We start from the raw sequence: 19,654 nt of genomic DNA on the forward strand, positions 1-19,654 counted from the left end.
ACGCGGACCCCGGTGGATCAGCCCGGCCAGGTGGCGCGGATCTCGGCCGCCTGGCGTTCCAGGTCCGCGTCGGACAACCGCTCCAGCACCTCCTCGACGCCGCGCCTCGGCTCGCGCCGCAGGGCGCCGCGCAGCACCGCCCCGTCGCCGCCGAGCAGGTCCCGCCGGTCCGGGGTGAACTCGAACAGCGGCACGTCGCCCTCGGCCAGCTGCGCGTTCTCGCAGGCCACCACCGGGTCGCCGGCGGGGTCCAGCGGCGTCCACGGCGGGGCTCCGGGAACCAGGTGCGCGGGGTGCGCGCGGTCGGCCAGCAGCCTGCCGTAGGCCACGGTCGGGCGCAGCAGCACGCGCAACCGCGCGGACCCCAGCGCGCGCAGCGGCCCGTCGGCCGACAGCAGCAGCGGCCGGGCGCGGGCCAGCCGGTCGTAGGCGTCGGCGAACCCCTCGACGACGCTGTCCACGTGCGCCCCAGGGGCCACCCGCTCCCCCGCGACGACCTGCCGGTTCGGCAGCGGCTCCGCGCGCACGGCCGGGGCCCACACCAGGTGCGCGGTGTCCAGGCCCTTGTCGCGCGGCGACAGCGACGTCACCGGGTCGGGGCCCGCGTCCCCGCCGCCGAGGCCGCTGATGTCGGCCGGACCCCGGTGCAGCAGGCCGGTGCGGGCCACCGTCCAGTCCGCGACCCGGCCGATCGGGGTGCACAGGGTCTCCAGGTCGACCAGGACGGGCTCGTCGCCGCGCGCCACGACGTTCTCGTGGTGCATGTCGCTGCCCAGCACCGCGTAGAGCAGGGCGAGCAGCGCGCCCGCGCGCCGGTGGTAGGCGCCCCGGTCGTGGCCGGGGCGGTGCTCGACGAACTCGGCCCACGCGTAGCCGTCGTGGGGCCGCACCGCCGGGCTGCTGAGCCGCTCGCGCGGGCCGGTGGACCCGAACCAGTCGACCAGGTCGGCGAACAGCAGGTCCGCGTCGGCGGGCCGGGGCTTGTAGACGGCGGTCCCGCCCTCGAACACCGCCACCGCGACCCCCCGACCGCCGCGGTGCCCGTCGCCCGCGCCGAGCCGCAGCTCCACGAGCCCGCCGGGACGGGGGCGGTCGGCGGCGAGCCTGCGGGCCAGCTCGACCACGGCCCGGCGCCAGCGCCCGCACAGGGCGCGCACGTGGTGGGCGAGCAGCGGGTAGCGGTCCCACACCGCGCGGCGGCCCGCCGGGGTGGCCAGCCGCGCGCAGAACCACTCGTGGCGGGCCTGCGGGGTGTCCCCGAGGAGCACGCCCGCGCGGCGGTCCCGGTCCAGGTCGGTGAGCACGGCCCGCAGGACGGCCTGGTGCAGCTCGGCCACCGGGGCGGACGCGCCGACCGCGCGGGCCAGTCCGGGCAGCCCGAGCCCGCGCACGTCGCGCACGGCCGCGTCCCTGGCCGCCCGCGCCGCCGGGAAGACCAGGCCGAGCAGCCCGAGCGGCGGGTCGCCCTCCCGGCCGCACAGGTCGGCGGCCACCGGCTCGACCGGTTCGGGCGGCGGGGCGGGCACAACCTCGGCGGGGGCGGGCCACCGGTGGTCCGGTGGTGTCCAGTGCACGGCGGCGGCGACGGCGGCCAGCTCGTCCGGGGTGTGGGCGCGCGGCCCCGCGGGGTCGGACGCGCCTGCGGTCGGGGACGGGAGTCCTCGCGCGGCAACCGCTTCCGCCACCACCCCGTGAGTGTCGGGGCGAGCGCGCGCGCCGCTCACGCGGGCACCGGGGTGAGCCAGCCGTGCTCGTCCGGCCCGGTGGTCGCCCGGCGGAACGCCTCCGCCAGCGCGTCGAACACCGGCCCCGCCCGGTACTCGGCCCCGTCGACGCGGCCCACCCGCACCAGCTCGCTGGCCGTGCCGGTGAGGAACACCTCGTCCGCGTCCCGCAGCTCCGCCTCGGTCACCGGCCCCTCCTCGGCGGTCAGGCCGAGGTCGCGCGCCAGGCGCAGCACCGAGTCCCTGGTGATGCCCGCCAGCACGCTGTCCGCCAGCCACGGGGTGCGGACCACGCCGCCTGCGACCAGGAACACGTTGGTCACCGTGCCCTCCGCGACCCGCCCGGACACCGGGTCGAGCTGGACCGCGTCGTCGAAGCCCGCGCGCACGGCGGCCGTCCTGGCCAGCGCGGAGTTCGCGTAGGAGCCGGTGGCCTTGGCGCGCACCGGGAACGAGGCCGTCGAGGGCCTGCGCCACGGGGACACGGTGAGCCTGGCCGGCCTGGACGGGCGCACGTCCCGCCCCGGCACCGGCCACAGCCCGGTCACCAGGGTGAAGCGCAGGGCCCGCAGGTCGACGCCGAGCGCGGTGTCCAGGGTGGTCAGCAGGGGGCGGACGTAGACGTCGCCGTGCCCGGCGGCGGCGGACAGCACGTGCGCGCGCAGCCCGGCCAGGTCGTAGTCGTGGTCGACGCCGAGGAGGCGGGCCGAGTCGAGCAGCCGGTTCAGGTGGTCGTCGAGCCGGAACAGGGCGGGCCCGTCGACGCCCGCGTAGCCCCGGATGCCCTCGAAGACCGCCGTGCCGTGCTGGAGGCTGTTGCTGCCGAAGGGGATCGCGTCCCCCGGCAGCGGCCGGTCCTCGTGGAACGCGGCGAGCGCGCCGGTCACCGGGCGGCCCGCGCGCGCAGGGCGGTGTTCAGCTCGCCGAGCAGCCGCACGCACTCCAGCACCTGCTCGGCGGGCAGGCCGAAGTCGACCAGGCAGCCGAGTTCGGTGACGCCCGCCTCGGCGACGCGGTCCACGGTGGGCAGGCAGCTCTCGGGGGTGCCGAACAGGCCTGCCGACGAGTAGTAGCGGCTGAGGCCGTGCTCCAGCAGGAACTCCCGGTCGGCCGGGGAGACGTCCTCGGGGCGCACGCCCGCGCCGGACGCGGCGGCCTGCTTGGCGAACAGGTCCAGGTGCGCCGACAGGTAGTCCAGGAGCGGTCGCCGCACCCGCTGCCGGACGGTGTCGTCGTCGGGGCCGAGGTGGGTGTGCAGCATCAGGGTGACCTCGGGGCGGGTGAGGTGGCCGTGGGCGACCAGCGCGCGCCGGTAGCCCGCGACGCGCTCGGCGACCTCCTCGACGGTCTGCTCCAGCAGCGCGGTGAGCACGTTCAGGCCCAGCTCGGCGGCCGTGCGCCAGGTGGCCGGGTTGGCGGTGCTGGTGAGCCAGGTGGGCAGCTCGCGGCGCGGCCGGGGGTGGGTGCGCACGTCGAGCACGCGCCCGTCCGGGGTCTCCCGCTTGACGCCCTCGCCGCGCCACAGCCGCAGCAGGGCCCGGTAGGACTCGACGAGGACGGCCTTGCGGTCGGCGAACGCCTCGGGGCGCAGCACGAAGTCGTCGGCGTGCCAGCCGGAGGCCAGCGCGAGGCCCGCCCTCCCCCGGCTGAGCGCGTCGAGCACGCCCCACTCCTCGGCGACGAGCAGCGGGTCGTGCAGCGGCAGGACGACGCTGCCCGCGCGCAGCCGCAGCCGCCGGGTGCGGGCGGCGACGGCGGCCAGCAGCAGGGCCGGGTTCGGGTAGGGGGCGCCGAACTCGTCGAAGTGCCGCTCGGGCGCCCACACCGCGTGCAGGCCGACCTCGTCGGCGAGCTCGGCGCAGCGCAGGATCAGGTCGTACTTGGCCTCGGGCTCGTCGTGCAGGTCGGCGGCGAAGAAGAACAGGCTGATCGACGGGGGCGCGGCGGGGGCGGCGCCGCCCACCAGCTCCAGCAGCCTGCGCCGCTCGGGTGACAGCTCCATCACTCGCCCTTCCCCTCGTACCGGGCCAGCAGGGCCAGCACCTCGTCGTCGGACATGGCCTGGATGCGGTCGACCAGCAGCGCGTCGCCGTCGGCGGGCGCGGGGGCCTCGGCGGCGGGCGCTGCGGTGACGGGCGCCGAGGCGGCGGGCGCGGCGGTCACGGCTGCGGCGGCGGGCGGTCCGGCGGGTGCGGTCTCCCCCGGCGCCCCGTCCGCCCCCGCGTCGGACGCGACCAGCCCGAGCCCCTCCAGGTGGGTGGCCAGCGCCGCGACGGTCGGGGTCTCGAACAGCTCCACCATGGACAGCTCGCGGCCGAAGACCCGGCGCAGCTTGGTGACGGTCTGCATGAAGCCCAGCGAGCTGCCGCCGAGTTCGAGGAAGTTGTCGTGCACGCCGAAGTCCTCGATGCCCAGCAGCTCGGACCAGGTGCGGGCGACGACCCGCTGCATCGGGGTCATGGCGGCGCGGGCGGGCGCCCGGCCGGGGGCGGCCTGCTCGCGCCGGACCGGTTTCGGGGCTGCGGCGGCCGCGGCGCGCAGCCGGGCCGCGCGGGTGGCCAGGTCGGCGGTGGACAGGGCGAGCGCGGGTTCGGGGGCCCGTGCCAGCACCACCTCGGCGGAGGCGCGCAACTCCTTGCCGACGAGGGCGTGCCGGGTGCGCGGGTCGCGCGGGTCCGGCTGCTCGTCCTGCCAGTGCTCCCAGGCCACCGCGCGCCAGCGGGTCCCCGCCGGGTCGTCCCGGTCCTGCGCGAGGGCGTCGAGCCAGCCGTTGGCGGCGGCGTAGCCGAACCCGCCGAGACCGCCGAGCGCGGCGGCGAGGCTGGACACCAGCAGCACCTCGCGCACCCCGTGCCCGGCCGCGACGGCGGCGACCGCGTCGGCCGGGCCGCGCTTGGCCGCCAGGTGCGCGGCCAGCTGCGCGGCGGTCAGGTCGGCGACGGGCGCGAACCCGGTCTCGCCCGGCAGGCCGACCGCGTGCGCGACGCCCGCGCCGGGCCCCAGCTCGGCGAGCGCGGCGGCCACGGCGGCCGGGTCGGCGGCGTCACCGCGCACGACCGCCCACCGGCCGTCGTGGTCGGCCGGGCCGGGGCGGGGCGCGGTGTCGAGCGCGAGGACGCGTTCCGCGCCGCCCGCGAGGGCGGCCTCGGCGAACGCCCGGCCGAACGCGCCCGAGCCGCCGAGGACGAGCCAGCGGGTGGGCGGGGTGGCGTCGGCGGGCGCGGGACCGGGGACGAACACCGACTCCCACACCACGCCCGGCCGCGCGGCCAGGACCGAGCCGGGGGCGAAGCGCCAGGCCAGCGCCGCGGCCGTGGCGGTGTCGACGTCGGAGCCGTCGACCAGGCAGGGGCGCAGCCCTGGGTGCTCCTGGCCGACCACGCGCAGCGCCGAGGCGAGCGCGGCGGCGGCCGGGTCGGTGAGGGAGCGGCCGGGCGCGGGGTCGGCGCAGCCCTCGGTGACGACGACCAGCGCGACCCGGCGACCGCCGGGGGCGGTGAGGGCGCGGGCGGTGTCGAGCAGCCTGCCGAGCGCGGCCTCGGCGTCGGCGCCGCGCTCGTGCCGCAGGACGACCGCGACCGGCTCGTCCGGGCCGCCGGGCAGGACGCCGCCCTCGGGCAGCCCCTCCAGCGCCGTCACCGGACCGGCGGGCAGCGGGGTGTGCGAGAGCCAGGCGGGGCGGTGCGGCCAGCGCTCGGCCTCCAGCCGGGGCTGCGCCTGCGCCTCGGCGGGCGCGCCCGAGGCGGTGGTGGCGGCGGGCCGGGGGTCGAGCCAGTGCCGGTCCTTGCGGAACGGGTAGAGCGGCAGCGGCACCCTGGCGCGCCGCTCGCCGTCGTAGCAGGCGGCCCAGTCGACGTCGACGCCGCGCGCCCAGCAGGCCACCAGGACGTCGAGCAGGTCCGGCGGCTCGCTCTCGCGGGCGCCGACCAGCACCGGCAGGCTGTCGGCCTGCTCGGCGGGCGGGCGCAGGCCGGTGAGGCCCTTGCCGGGCCCGGTCTCCAGGAGCACGTCCGCGCCGAGCGCGCGCAGGGCGGCCACGCCGTCCGCGTAGCGCACCGGGGACAGCAACTGCTCGCGCCAGTAGTCGGGGTCGACGGCCTGCTCGGCGGTGAGCGGCTTCCCGGTCACGTTCGACACCACCGGGATCGCGGGCGCCGAGCGGGCCCTGCCCGCGACGGCGGCGCGCAGCTCGTCGGCCGCGCCCGCCACCAGCGGCGAGTGGAACGCCCTGGTGACGCGCAGCGAGCCGGTGGTGACGTCGCCCCTGGCGGCGAGCAGGTCGGCGAACGCCGCGACGGGGCCGGGCGCGCCGGAGACGACGGTGAGCCGCTCGGCGTTGACGGCGGCCACCGCGAGGTCGTCGGGCAGCAGCGCGCGGACCTCGCGCTCGGGCAGGTCCGCGTAGAGCATCGCGCCCTCGGGGGTGTCGGCGAGCAGCCGCCCGCGCAGCGCGACCAGCTCGACCGCGTCCTCCAGGGAGAACACCCCGGCCAGGGTCGCGGCGACCCACTCGCCGACGCTGTGGCCGAGCAGGCCGCGCGGTTTCAGGCCGTAGTCCAGGAGGGTGCGGCCGAGCGCCCACTCGACGGCGAACAGCGCGGGCTGGGTGTGCTCGGTGCGGGCCAGCTCCTCGCGCGCCCTCGGGCTGTCGCCGTCCTCGGGGGCGAGCAGGGCGCGCAGGTCGAGCCCGGCGAGGTCGCCGAACAGGGTCAGGCAGTGCTCCAGGTGGGCGGCCAGGCGCGGGTCGCCGCCCGCGGCCCGGAGGCCCATGCCGACCCGCTGCGCGCCCTGGCCGGGGAACAGCAGGCCGACGTGGGCGGCGGAGGCGACCTGCCCGGTGACGAGCCTGCTGCCGCCGCCCGCGCCGATGGCGTAGCCGGCGTCCTCCAGGTCGGTGGCGACGCAGGCGCGGCGGTGCTCGAAGGCGCGCCTGCCGGTGGCGAGGGTGCGGGCGACGTCGGCGAGGTCGCGGTGCGGGTTCTCGCGGGTCCACTGGCCGAGGGCGGCGCCGAGCTCGTCGAGGGCCTGCGGGTCGCGGGCCGACAGCAGCACCGGCTGCCTGCGCCGGGAGGGGCCGCCGGGGCGGGCGCGCGGGGCCTCCTCCAGGACGGTGAAGGCGTTGGTGCCGCCCATGCCCAGCGAGTTGACGGCGGCGCGCAGCGGTCGGTCGGAGTCGAGCGGGGTCAGCTCGACGGGCACCGCGAACGGGGAGCGGTCCAGCTCCAGCTTCGGGTTGGGCCTGGTGAAGTTGACCACCGGCGGGACCTTGCGGTTCTTGAGCACCAGCACGGCCTTGATGACGCCCGCGATGCCCGCTGCGGCGTCGAGGTGGCCGATGTTGGGCTTGACCGAGCCGAGCAGGCAGTAGCCGACGTCGTCGGTGGTGGCGCGGAACGCCTTGGTGAGGGCGGCGACCTCGATCGGGTCGCCGAGCGGGGTGCCGGTGCCGTGCGCCTCGACGTAGTCGATGTCGCGGGCGGACAGGCCCGCGCGGCGGATGGCCCGCGCCATGGTGCGGGCCTGGCCCTCGATGCTGGGCGCGGTGAAGCTGGCCTTGGTGCCGCCGTCGTTGCCGACGGCGGTGCCCCGGATGACGGCGTGCACGGTGTCGCCGTCGCGCAGGGCCGCGTCGAGCTTCTTGAGCACCACGACGCCCGCGCCGCTGCCGGTGACGCTGCCCGCCGCGGCCTCGTCGAAGGCGCGGCAGTGCCCGTCGCGGGCCGAGGTGCCGCCGGGGTTGGCCAGGTAGCCCGCGCCGTGCGGCATCCGCAGCGACGTGCCGCCCGCGAGGGCGATGTCGCACTCGTCGTCCAGCAGGGCGCGGCAGGCCATGTGCACGGCGACCAGCGAGGACGAGCAGGCGGTCTGCACGGCCATGCTGGGGCCGCGCAGGTCGAGCTTGTAGGAGACCCTGGTGGCCAGGTAGTCCTTGTCGTTGCCGATCATGGTCTGGAGGTCGCCGATGACGGAGGCGACGTCGGCGTTGGCCATGAGGTTGTAGTGCACGTACGTGTTCATGGTGGCGCCCGCGTACACGCCGATCAGGCCGGGGAAGCGGGTCGGGTCGTAGCCCGCGTCCTCCAGTCCGTGGTGGGCGCACTCCAGGAAGATGCGGTGCTGCGGGTCCATGGCGGCGGCCTCGCGGGCCGAGTAGCCGAAGAACGCGGCGTCGAAGGACTCGGCGTCGGCCAGCGGCGCGGAGGCGTTGACCCAGTACTCGTCGTCCACCTGCTGCTCGGAGGCGCCCCGCGCGAGCATCTCCTCCCTGGTGTGCTCGACCACCCGCTCGACGCCCTCGCGCAGGTCGTGCCAGAACCGGTCGACCCGGTCCGAGCCGGGCAGTCGGGCGGCCATGCCGATGATGGCGACGGAACCTGGGTGCTGCTGGGCGGGCGTGGTCATCGGTCGGCCTCCGTGTCCGTGGCGGCGGTGATCAGGTACTCGGCCAGCGCGCTGGGCCGGGGGTGGTCGAACAGGCTGTGCACCGGGAAGGACAGGCCGAGCACGGCCTCCAGGCGCTGGTGCACGCGGGTGACGATGAGCGAGTGGGCGCCGAGGTCGAACACGTTGGCGTCGGCGGTGACCGCGACGCCGCCGAGCGCCTGCTCCCAGACCCGGCACACGGCGCGCTCGACCGTTCCCGGCGAGCGCCTGGCCTCGGGCGGCAGGGCGCCCTCGGCGTCGGCGAGCTCGCGCAGCGCGGCCTCGTCCACCTTGCCGTTGGGGGTGAGCGGGACGCGGTCGAGCAGGAGCACCGACTCGGGCACCAGGTTGCGCGGCAGGCGCTCGGCCAGCCAGGGGGCCAGGTCCTCGCGGCGCGCGGGGCCGACGGCGAACGCGACCAGGCGCACCGGGGAGCCCACGGCGAGCACGACGGCGGCGTCGACGTCCGGGTGGGCGCGCAGCAGGTGCTCGACCTCGGCGGGCTCGACGCGGAAGCCGCGCACCTTGACCTGGCGGTCGGCGCGGCCGTGCACGACGAACCCGCCGCCCGGCCGGACGTGGCCGAGGTCGCCGCTGAGGTAGGCCAGGCCGTCCGGGCCGCCGAACTCCGGGTCGGCGACGAAGCCGCCCGCCGGTCCGGCGAGGTAGCCGCCGGTGACGCCGTTGCCGCCGATGAGCAGCTCGCCGACCGCGCCGACCGGCAGGGGGGCGCGGTCGGCGCCGACGACGCGGACGCTGCTGCCGGAGGTGGCCTCGCCGACCGGCAGGACGGCGGGCTGCCCGCCCGGTCCGACCTCGTGGACCAGGCAGTTGACGGTGGCCTCGGTGGGGCCGTAGCCGTTGAACAGGCGGCAGTCGGGGCCGAGCAGGCCGCGCAGGGCGGTGACCGTGGCCCCGGTCAGCACCTCGCCGCCGAGCAGCACGACGGCCAGGTCGGGCAGGGGTTCGGCGGTGGCGGCCAGCTCGTCGGCGAAGGACGGGGTGGTGAACAGGGTGGTGACGGCGGCGCGGCGCAGGAAGCGGGCGTAGCGGCGGGCGTCGCGCCGGTCGGCGGGGTCGGGCACGACCAGGCAGCCGCCGAACGGGATGGTGGTGAACAGCTCCTGCAGGCCGAAGTCGAAGCCGAGCGACAGGGTCTGGGCGGTGCGCGTGCCGGGGCCCGCCGCGAAGCGGTCGCCGAACCAGGCCAGGTGCGGGGAGAGGTGGTCGTGGCGGACCAGGACGCCCTTGGGGGCCCCGGTGGAGCCGCTGGTGAAGACGGTGAACGCGGGGGCGGCGCGGTCGGGGGCGGGCAGGGGCGCGGTGGGGTCGGCGGGCTCCGCGTCGGCGGGCAGGACGGTGACCGCCCCGCCCGCGACCGCCCCGCCCGTGACCGCCCCGTCGGGGAAGACCCCGCCCGCGAGCGCGTCGGCCCGCTCGCGCAGGCCGGGGCCCGCCAGCAGCAGCCGGGCGCCGCTGCCCGCGAGCATCGCGGACAGCCTGGCGTCCGGGAACTCCGGCGGCAGGGGCACCACGCCCAGCCCGGCGCGCCAGGCGGCGAGCAGGGCCGTGGCGAAGTCCGCCGAGGGGTCGAGGAGCAGGCCGACCTGCGGTGGCGCGCCGGGGTCGGCGGGGGCGGCCTCGGCGAGCGCGCGGGCCAGCCGCTCGGTGCGCCGGTGGAGCTCGGCGAACGTCAGCGTCGCGTCCGGGGCCTGGACGGCGGGCAGGTCGGGGTGCTCCAGCGCGACCCGGCGCACCAGCTCGGCCGGGTCGTGCGGCAGCGCGGGGGTGGTGGAGCGGCCGACCCGGTCGAGCCAGGCAAGGTCCCGCTCCGACAGCACGGCGGTGTCGCCCGTGGTCGCCGCGCCCGCCGCCGCGCGCACCGCGGCGGCGAAGGTGTCCAGCACGGACGCGGCGGTGTCCTCGGTGAACAGGTCGGCCGCGTAGTCCAGGCGGACCGCGTAGCCGCCGTCGCGGGCGGTCACCACCACGTCGAGGTCGTAGCGGCAGGTGCGGCGGGGCACCACGACGTTGCGCAGCTCCAGCCCGCCCAGCCGCACGGTCGCGCCGTCCACGCCGGCGAGCACGTCGGCCAGGCCGTCGGCGGAGGGCAGCGGGTTCTCGGTGAGCACCAGCAGGGTCTCCACCAGCGGGGTCCGGCCCGGCTCGCGGGGCGGGCGCACCGCCTCCACGGCGGCGCTGAGCGGGAACAGGCCGTGCTCGACGCCGTCCAGGAGCTGGTCGCGGACGTCTGCGAGCAGGTCGGCGAGCGGACGCGCGGGATCGGTGTCCACCGCGACCGGGACGGTGTTGGTGCACAGCCCCACGACCTGGCCGAGCGCGGCGCCGGGCCTGCCCGCGGCGGGCACGCCCACCACGACCGGTCCGGGGGTGCCGTAGCGGCCCAGGCACAGGCCCCACAGGGCGACCAGCGCGGGCACCGGGTCGGTGGCGTCGAGGAAGCGGGCGGCGTCCCCGTCGAGCAGGACGTGCGCGGTCGCCCCCCTGGCGCTGCGGCGCGGGCCGCGCGGGTGGTCGACGCGCACGCCCAGCGCCTCGGCCCTGGACGGCAGCCGCTCGCGCAGCGCGGCGGCGCGGGCGGACGCGGCCGGGGAGGCGAGGTAGTCCTCCTGGGCCGCGACGTACGCGTCGTACGGGGTGACCGGCGGCAGCCGGGGCACCTCGCCCCGGCGCAGCGCGTCGTGGGCGGTGGCGACGTCGCGCAGCACCAGGCACAGCGACCACAGGTCGAGCACGACGTGGTGGGCGACGAGCTGGAGCACCACGCGCTCGGGGGTGCGCCACAGGTGCAGCCGCACCAGCGGGCCCTCGGCCAGGTCGAACGGGACGGCGGCGGCGTCGGCGAGCTGGTCGCGCAGCCACTCCTCCCGCACCGGGACGGGGGCCGGGGCGACGGCGTCGCGCAGCGCGTCGGGGTCGACCGGTTCGCGGCGCGGCCCGTCGGGGCCGTCGGCGATCCGCACGCCCAGCTCGGGGTGGCGCAGCACCACGACGCGCAGCGCGGTGCGCAGGGCGCCGAGGTCGACGTCGGCGGGCAGCTCGACGGCGTGCGAGATGGTGTACTCGTCGCTGCCGGGGTTCATGGCCTGCAGGAACACCAGGGCTTCCTGGGCCTGGGAGAGCTTGCCGCCGGTCGTGCGCGGCGCGGGCCTGGCGGGGGCGCCGCCGGTGAGGTGCTCGGCGAGGTCGCGGGGCCGGGCGCCGTCGAGCAGGGCGCGCACGGGCAGGACGGCCCCATGCTCGCGCTCCAGGGCGTGGGCGAGCAGGACCGCGCCGACCGAGTCCAGGCCCTGCGCGGTGAGCGCGACCTCCGCGTCGACCCGCTCCCAGCCGAGGACGTCGGCGACGAGGGCGCTGACCGCGTCCGCCGTGACCGCGCCGGTGGTGGTGGTGGGCGCGGGGGCCGCGGGCGCGTGGGGACCGGTCGTGCTCGGGTCCGCCGCGGCGACGGCACCCGCGGCACCTGCGCCGGCAGCGTCGGCCCTCGTGGCGTCCGTGCTCGCGGCGTCCCTGCTCGCGGCGACGGCGCCCGCGGCCCTCGCGCCACCGAGCGCGGTCCGGTGCGCGTCGTACCCGCCGTCGCGGTAGCGGCGCGCGCACCGCCCGCGCTGGAGCTTGCCGCTGGTCGTCTTGGGCACGTCCCCGCGCGGCACCCCGACCACCTCGGCGACCGGCAGCCCGTGCGCGGAGGCGATCGCCGAGGCGGCGCGCTCGACGTCCGCCGGGGTGAGCGCGGCGCCCTCGCGCAGCTCGCCCACCACGACCACCCGCCCGTCCTGCGCGAACGCCACCACGCAGCCGGGACGGAACGCCGGCACCGTCTCCGCGACCAGCCGCTCGACGTCGTGCGGGTGGTGGTTGCGGCCCCGCACGACCAGGACCTCGGCGGAGCGGCCGGTCACGTGCAGCTCGCCGTCCGCGAGGAACCCCAGGTCGCCGGTGCGCAGCCACCGGTCGGCGCGCGGGGCGCGCCCCCAGTAGCCGGGCGAGACCGACGCGCCCGCCACGGCCAGCTCCCCCACCCCGCCGTCCGGGACCGGCTCGCCGCTCCCGTCCAGCACGGCGACCTCGCAGTCGCGCGGCGCGCCGCAGGAGGTGACGCCGTCCACGTCGGCGACGCCCGAGCCGGGCGACGCGGAGGACACCAGCAGGGTCGCCTCGGCCAGCCCGTAGCAGGGCATGAGCGCGCCCGCGTCGAACCCGAGCGGGGCCAGCGCCTCGGCGAAGCGGGCCATGCTGCCGGGGTTGACCTGCTCGGCGCCGCAGTAGGCGCGGGTCCAGCCGCTCAGGTCCGCCTCCGGCGGGCCGTGCCGCCGGATCGCCCGCACCACCAGGTCGTAGGCGAAGTTCGGGCCGCCGCTGGTGTCCACGCCGTGCCGGGAGATGGCGCGCGGCCAGGCCAGCGGGTCGCGGATGAGGTCCAGCGGCGAGGCGAGCAGCAGCGAGGAGCCGGTGCGCAGGGAGTGCAGGACGTTCCCGATCAGGCCCATGTCGTGGTAGACGGGCAGCCAGCTGAGGATGGTGCTCTCGGGCCCGTGCCCGAACAGGTCCCGGATGGTGTCCAGGTTCGCGGTGAGGTTGCCGTGCGTGACCACGACGCCCTTGGGCGCGGAGGTGGAGCCGGAGGTGTACTGGAGGAACGCCGCGCCCGCCGGGTCGGGCGCGGACTCGGGGACGAGCAGGTCGGTCCCCGGCAGCACGGCGGGCAGCCCGACCAGCGGTTCGGCGGCGGCGGCGGTGGCCGCGTCGGCGACCAGCACGGCGGAGGCCGCGCAGTCGTCGCGGATGCGGCCGATCACGGCCAGGCCCTCGCCGTCGAGCACCGGGTAGACCGGGACGGGCAGGCAGCCCGCGTAGAGGCAGCCGACGAACGCGGGCACGAAGTCCAGCCCCGGCGGGAACAGCAGCAGCACGCGCGCGCCCGGTTCGACCGAGGCGCGCAGGGCCGCCGCGACCCGCGCGGCCTCGTGGTCGACCTGCGCCGCCGTGAGCGCGCCCGCGGGCTCGGTGAGCCCGTCCAGCCAGGTCAGCGCGGTGTGGTCGGGTCGCTGTTCGGCGTTGCGCCGGATCGCGGTGACCAGGTCGGTGCCCGCAGCGGTCACGGCCGTTCCTCTCCCGTGGGGACCGGCAGCGAGACCAGGCGGCCCGCGTACCAGTCGGCGAACAACGAGCGGTAGCCGGGGGACAGCGGGTCGCCGGACTGGCCGCCCGGCCAGGAGACCCGGAACCGGCCCTCGACGGGGTCGCACTCCAGGCGCAGCGCGGCGCCGAACCCGGCGGCCGAGGCGTCCACGCTCTGCAGGCACCCCCGGCGCGGCAGGTCGGGCTGGTCGAGCGCCCAGGCCAGGCGCGGCAGCCTGGCCGACATCGGGTGCCGCAGCCCCACCCGGTTGACCGCGCCCCACGGCAGGGCGTGCGCGCCCGGCCCGAGCCTGCGCTCCAGGTGCCGCACGGCCGCCTCCGCGCACCAGCGCAGCAGGTGCGGCCAGTCGCGGTGACCGGCGGGCAGCAGGTCGGGGTCCCGCGCGCGGACCAGGTCGGCCAGCTCCGAGTCGAACGCGCCCAGCTCGCCGGGGCCGACCAGGTCCCCGGCGGGCACGCGCGGGCGCAGCGGGGCGAGGACCTTGCCGCGCACCAGGCCGTGCAGCAGGACCAGGTGCTGCAGGCCGGTGGCTCCCACGCCCGCCGTGCCGTCCCAGCCGTCCACGGCGGCGGCGGCCTCCGGGAAGCGGTCGAGGTGCGGGCGGAAGATCTCGCGCCACGGCGCGTAGAACGAGGCGTCCACGTCGGACTGGACCTGCTCGGTGGTCCGGCCCTCGCGCAGCAGCGCGGTGATGCGGCGGGCCCGGTCGTGCGGGTAGGCGTTGCTGGAGACCGAGCCGTCCGGGCCGGGCACGGCCAGGTCGCAGTTCGCGGTGACCAGCACGCCGGAGGCGGGGGCGGTGCGGCGGGGCACGTCGTCCGGGGGCACGAGCCCGCCCCGCGCGAGGACGCGGCCCGCCACGGTCCAGGCCTGGCCGCCGTCCCGGTCGGTGATCAGCAGGCTGATCGGCGGGGACCCGGCGGCGGTGGCGACCCGGCACGCCTGCTCTGCGGTGCGGCAGCGCGGCAGGGCGGACAGCCCGAACTCGACGGCGCCGGGTTCGAGCGCGAGCCAGCGCAGCACGTCCCCGTCGGAGAGCACCGGTCCGGCCTCGGCGAGGCGGATCCGCGCGCCGGTGGCCCCGTCGACCCGGTCGACGACGACCTCGGTGCCGGGCGCGCCCTTCGGCAGCCGGGCGCTGGTGCGCCCGCACAGCCGGGTGGGGCCCCAGGCGATCCGGGGGGTCGCGCCCGCGAGGAACACCGGGACGCCGGGTCGCAGGAAGCCCTGCACGGGGACGCCGTCGAGGACGGCCCTGGCGAACAGGACGGTGTTGGGCACGCCGAGGGGCAGGTGCACGTCGTTGGCCAGCAGGGTGCCGGTGGACCAGCTGTTGGAGCCCAGCACCGGGGCCGGGCCGCCGCCGGGGCGCCGCTCCGCCGCGCCGTCCCGCGACCGCGCGGTCGCGATCGCGGCGCGCAGCAGGTCGCGGCCCTCGGGGCGGCCCGCGGGCGTGCCGTCGAGCGCGGTGGTGGTCCCGACCGAACCGGCGAGCAGCGCCGCTCCCCCGCCGGGGCCGAGCAGGTCGTCGAGGCGGGCGGCCAGCTCGTGCTCGCCGGGGTCGGTGAGCTGCTGGAACAGGTCCTGGACGACGAGGACGCTGTCCTCGGGCGCCCACGGGCGCGGGGTGGTGCCCAGCACGGCGTGCTCCCACGGGGGCGCGTGCTCCAGCAGGGCGTTGACGCCCTCCGCGTAGGCGTCGAGCAGGGCCCGCTGGTCGGGTGGGAGGGCGGCGACGACGCGCTCGGCGTAGAAGGCGAACCCGAGCGCGCGCTGCCGGGCGTCGGCCTCGGCGGACCCGTCGCCGAGCAGGTCGGCGAGCGAGCCCTCGGCGCGGCGGCGGGTGAGGTCCATGCTGAACCCGTGCGAGCGGGCGGAGGCGAACCCGAGCGCGCGCCACACCCGCGGTTCGCCGCCCGAGACCAGCGGGACGCCGAGCCGGTCGATCCGGGTTCCGGGGAACAGCGCGGCCTGGGCTCGGGCGGCGGCGCGGTGGGCGCGGCGCATGGCGGCGAGCGCCCGCACCTCGTCGGCCAGCGGGCCGCTCGGGGTGGAGACGGCGGTGACGGCCGAGGCGAGCCCGGAGGCCAGGCGCAGCGCGGCGGCGCGGGCGGCCAGGCCCGCGCGGACGGCCAGGCGCGAGGGCTCCCGGTGGCGGCGTGCTGCCCGGTCAGCCATGCAGGGCCTCCTCGGCGAGGTCGGCGACGGTGCGCGCCGGGTCGGCGAGCAGGAACGCGCGCAGCAGCCGGGCCATCGCCTCGGCGTGGCCGGGGTCGAGCAGGTCGCGGTCGTGGCCCAGGCGCACCTCGACGCCCTCGCCCGGCGCGCCGACCCGCACGGCCAGCTGCGCGGGCTGGAAGGCGGGGCGGGCGCCCTCGTCGACGTCGAAGCCGTCGACCGGGTGCAGCGCGACGCCGGGTCCCGCGTCGAGCACGGGGTGGTGGCCGGTGACGGCCAGGGTGGCCTCGAACAGGCCGGAGGCGCGGAAGCCGGGGTGCGCGCCGCGCAGCTCGGCCAGCACCGGCGCGAGCGGGACGTGCCCGTCCGCGAGCGCGGCGAGCGCGGCCCTGCGGGCCTTGGCGAGCAGCTCGCCCGCCGTGTCGCGGCCCGAGACGGTCAGGCGCAGCACGGACATGGTGGCGAACAGGCCGATGGTGCCCAGGTGCGCGGGGTCGGACCGGTTGGCCAGCGACGTGCCGATCCGGACGTCGTCCAGGCCGGTGACGGCGTGCAGCGCGGCGGCCCACCCGGCGGCGCAGGCCATCGTCAGGGTCGCGCCCCTGGTGGCGAGGTTCCTGGTGGCCTGGTCGACCCAGTGCGCGGACCAGTGGTCGGCGAGCACGCGCTGCCGGTAGCTGCGGCGCTCGGGGGTGTTCGGCCAGGTGGCGGCGGGCAGCGGCGGGGCGAGGGCGGCGGCGCGCCTGCGCACGGCGGAGCCGTCGGCCAGCAGCGCGGCCTGCTCGACGGCGTGGTCGCGGTAGGCGCCCCTGGCAGGCGGCTCGGCGCCGCGCAGCAGGGTGGCCAGGTCCCGCAGGTAGACGCCGTGGGAGTGGTCGTCGAACAGCAGGTGCGGCACGGCGGCGAGCAGGACGTGGCTGTCCGGGGCCGAGGTCAGCAGCAGCGCCCGGTGCGGGGCGGGGGTGCGGACGTCGAGCGGGGTGGCGAGCAGCGCCTGGGCGTGCCGGGCGGCGTCCTCGGGGCCGGTGGTGGCGCCGAGGACCAGCTCGGCGGGTTCGGGCGGGCGGACGACCATGCGGGGTTCGGGGCCGTCGGTGAAGTGGGTGCGCAGCGCCTCGTGGGCGCGGACGAGGCCGTCCAGCGCGCGGCGCAGGGCGGTGTGGTCGACGGGGCCGTCGACGCGGGCGGCGACGAGGTCGACGTGCGGGGACCTGCCGTCGCGGACGGCGGCGAGCATCTGCCGCTGTCCGGGGGCGGCCGGGTGGCTGCCGGAGGTCAGCAGGGCCACCAGGCGGGCGCGCAGCGGGTCGAGCCCGCCCGGCGCGCTCACGGCCTGCCCCGCCAGGGCGCGCTGACCTTGTCGAGCGCGGCGGCGGCGGACCCTGGCAGGACCAGGCGCGCGGCGACGGCGGCGTCCTCGGCCTGCGCCCGGTCGTGGACGCCGACGACCGGGGTGGCGCCCCGGTGCCGCAGCCAGGCCAGCGCGACGGCGGCGGGGGTGGCGTCGAGCCGGTCCGCGACCCGGTCGAGCAGGGCCAGCAGCGGCGCGGTCTGGGCCAGGACGGGGTCCGGGATGGGGCGGCGGCCGGTCATCGGGGCCCCCGCGCGGTAGCGGCCGGACAGCAGGCCCTGGGCGAGCGCGCTGTGGGCGAGCAGGGTGATGCCGCGCTCGCGGCACAGCTCGACCACGCCGTGCCGCTCCACGCGCCGGTCGCACAGGTTGTAGCGGGTCTGGTGGGCGGTGACGCGCTCGCCGTGCTCGGCCAGCGCGTCGGAGAAGGCGCGCAGCGCGGGCGCGGACAGGTTGGAGGTGCCGATCGCCCCGACGAGCCCGTCGCGGCGGGCGGCGGCGAGGTGCCCGGCCCAGCGGCGGGCGAGCGGTGCGGGGACCTCGTGGTGCGCCTGGTAGAGCTCGACGCGGTCGCGGCGCAGCCTGCGCAGCGCCGAGGCGAGGCCGCGCCGGAAGCCGGAGCCGGTGAGGCGCCACGGGTAGGGGAAGAACTTGGTGGACACGGCGGCTCCCGACAGGTCGGCGGTGAGGTCGCCGAGCAGCCGCTCGGACCGGCCTCGGCCGTAGACCTCGGCGGTGTCGAACCAGCGCAGCCCTGCGGCGTCGAGGGCGCGCACGGCGGCGCGGAGGTCGTCGTCGCCGAAGCGGGAGCGGTAGCCCCAGGTGCGCTCGTCGCCCCAGGACCAGCAGCCGACGATCAGGGGTGGGAGGGCGGGAGGGGTCGGCGCGGCGGGGGTCGGCGCGGCGATCCCTTGCGCGGCAAGCCCTTCCGCGGCGGGGGTCCGTCCACTGCGGCCGTTCGCGCCGGACGGGTTCCCGGCCGGACCGCTCGCGCTGCCCCCGGTCGGGTTCGGCTCAGCCATGCCGCCGCCAGAAGTCCGCGTCCGGGGTGGGCAGCGCGGTGAGGCGGCGCACCGGGGAGAGCAGCAGCGGCAGCGCGGTGAGCGGCAGGGCGCAGAGCACGGCGGTCAGCGCGGGGCCCGAGCCCCACAGGTCGCCCGCCGCCCCGCCGAGGAGCGCGCCCAGCGGCAGCGCGCCGAGCACGAACATCCAGCTGCCCGCCATGACCCGGCCGAGCAGGGGCTGCGGGGTCGCGGCCTGGCGCACGCTCAGCGACTGCACGCTGTACGCGGTCACGCAGAACGCCCACACCGCGAACACCGAGGCGCACAGCGCGACCGAGGCAGGACCCGCGTCGCGGGCCAGCAGCAGCGGCAGCGGGGCGAGGCTGCCCAGGACGAAGGCGGTGACCACGCCGCGACCGAAGCCGAGCGCGGCGGTGGCCCGCGCGGACAGCACGCTGCCCAGCACCGCGCCCACGCCCGCGCCGCCCATGACGACGCCGACCTGGGTGCTGGACATGCCGAGCGCGGTGGTGGTGTGGACCAGGAACACCGTGGTGGCGGCGGTGTCGAGCACGTTGTAGGCCGCGCTGGTCAGCACGGTGCCGCGCAGCAGCGGGTGCGCCAGGACGGCGCGCACGCCGACGGTGACCTCGTGGCGCAGCGCCCGGCGCGCGGGTGGCGCGACCGCCTCGACGACCCTGATGCGCAGGATCACGACCGAGGCGATGACGAACGTGGCGGCGTCGAGCAGCAGCACGAGGCCGAGCCCGGCGCGGGCCAGCAGCACGCCCGCGAGGCCGGGGCCGACCGTCTCGGCCAGCGACTGGGCGCCGAAGATCCTGCCGTTGGCGCGCGGCAGGTCGCCGCCCGCGACGTCGGGGACGAAGCTCGGGTAGGCGACCTCGCCGAACTGGCCGAGCACGCCGAGCACGGTGACGCCCACGACCAGCAGGGCCAGCCCCGATCCGGCGTGCGGCAGCGCCGCGGTGACGGCGACGAGCACGACGGCCTGGGCCAGGCCGGTCACCACCAGCACGCGCCGCCGGGACGTCCGGTCGACCCACACCCCGATGAGCGGGGCCGCGACCAGCGCGGGGGCGAGCGAGGCCGCGCGCAGCAGGCCGGTCTCCCCCGAGGTGGCGCCCAGGGTCCCCAGCGCGAACAGCGGGAGGGCGAGCTTGGTGACCTCGCTGCCGAGCAGGCTCAGCAGCTGGCCGGAGACGAGCAGGGTGAGGTTCGACGGGCGGCGCGGGGCCCGCGCGGGCGCGGCGTGAGCGGTCATGGGTTCTCCCGGAGGTCGGGCCCGCCGGGCGCCGAAGCGCCCGACGGGCCCGTGCGATCACTCGGAGTCGGTCTCGACGGTCTCGTCGAAGGCCGACTGCACGGCAGCCGCCTCCTCGGAGTCGAGCAGGGAGTCGTGGAAGGTCGCGCTGGGCATGGGAACACCTCCTCTCGCAGCGTTCGCCCAGCGGTGCCACACGCTGGGCGAACAGCCGAAACCCCCAGGTGCGAGCAACTCGGGAATGTCGAAAAAAGGCTCGACTAATGAAGATCACCAAAGAATTGGGAATCTTCTGCGAGACTTCGTTGACCTCCCCAGGCCATTCCATCGTGGAACCGCTCAGCGATTAACGCAAGAGGCAAGTCTATGTGACGCACATCACAGTTGACATTGGTTTGCAATTCCGGGAATGGTGAGTTCACGGGCCGTTTTGTCGCCGGTATTGTTTGCCGGAAGCCGAGAGAATGCGCCGGGCAGGCGCACCGAAGCGCGCCCGAAGTCATTTCTCCGGGACGGTCCGGCCCACCT

Annotated in this window: 9 protein-coding genes; all 9 read right to left on the reverse strand. The window is 77.9% G+C overall.

What is annotated here, in order from left to right; translation table 11 throughout:
* Positions 1-17 precede the first annotated feature (17 nt).
* The 9 genes from AMIR_RS24380 to AMIR_RS24420 are packed head-to-tail and all read right to left on the reverse strand — an operon-like array spanning position 18 to position 19,126.
* On the reverse strand, positions 18-1,685 hold the full coding sequence (locus AMIR_RS24380; RefSeq protein ID WP_187313441.1) for a DUF4135 domain-containing protein: 1,668 nt from the start codon (positions 1,683-1,685) through the stop codon (positions 18-20).
* 35 nt (positions 1,686-1,720) lie between these two features.
* Entirely contained in the window at positions 1,721-2,611 is an 891-nt protein-coding gene (locus tag AMIR_RS24385; RefSeq protein ID WP_015803622.1) for an aminotransferase class IV, read from the reverse strand.
* Positions 2,608-3,726 carry a MupA/Atu3671 family FMN-dependent luciferase-like monooxygenase gene (locus AMIR_RS24390; RefSeq protein WP_015803623.1) on the reverse strand — a complete coding sequence of 373 codons (1,119 nt, stop codon included), beginning with the start codon at positions 3,724-3,726 and terminating at the stop codon, positions 2,608-2,610. Before AMIR_RS24390 ends, AMIR_RS24385 begins: the two co-directional genes overlap by 4 nt.
* Positions 3,726-8,126: a type I polyketide synthase gene (locus AMIR_RS36190; protein WP_015803624.1), complete on the reverse strand. Its 4,401-nt coding sequence runs from the start codon at positions 8,124-8,126 to the stop codon at positions 3,726-3,728. Before AMIR_RS36190 ends, AMIR_RS24390 begins: the two co-directional genes overlap by 1 nt.
* Entirely contained in the window at positions 8,123-13,270 is a 5,148-nt protein-coding gene (locus tag AMIR_RS24400) for an AMP-binding protein (protein ID WP_015803625.1), read from the reverse strand. Before AMIR_RS24400 ends, AMIR_RS36190 begins: the two co-directional genes overlap by 4 nt.
* Complete coding sequence (locus AMIR_RS24405; RefSeq protein ID WP_015803626.1) at positions 13,267-15,489, reverse strand: penicillin acylase family protein; 2,223 nt, start codon at positions 15,487-15,489, stop codon at positions 13,267-13,269. Before AMIR_RS24405 ends, AMIR_RS24400 begins: the two co-directional genes overlap by 4 nt.
* The gene (locus AMIR_RS24410; RefSeq protein ID WP_015803627.1) at positions 15,482-16,819 is read right to left on the reverse strand and encodes a condensation domain-containing protein; all 1,338 of its coding nucleotides are present in this window, start codon (positions 16,817-16,819) and stop codon (positions 15,482-15,484) included. Before AMIR_RS24410 ends, AMIR_RS24405 begins: the two co-directional genes overlap by 8 nt.
* Positions 16,816-17,862 (reverse strand): aldo/keto reductase, encoded by a 1,047-nt coding sequence (locus AMIR_RS24415; protein WP_015803628.1) that lies wholly within the window; start codon positions 17,860-17,862, stop codon positions 16,816-16,818. Before AMIR_RS24415 ends, AMIR_RS24410 begins: the two co-directional genes overlap by 4 nt.
* A complete protein-coding gene (locus AMIR_RS24420) occupies positions 17,855-19,126 on the reverse strand; it encodes an MFS transporter (protein WP_015803629.1) in 1,272 nt (423 codons plus the stop codon). Before AMIR_RS24420 ends, AMIR_RS24415 begins: the two co-directional genes overlap by 8 nt.
* Positions 19,127-19,654: the final 528 nt, after the last annotated feature.

Origin of the sequence: Actinosynnema mirum DSM 43827, from assembly GCF_000023245.1 — a bacterium.
Taxonomy (GTDB): Bacteria; Actinomycetota; Actinomycetes; order Mycobacteriales; family Pseudonocardiaceae; genus Actinosynnema; species Actinosynnema mirum.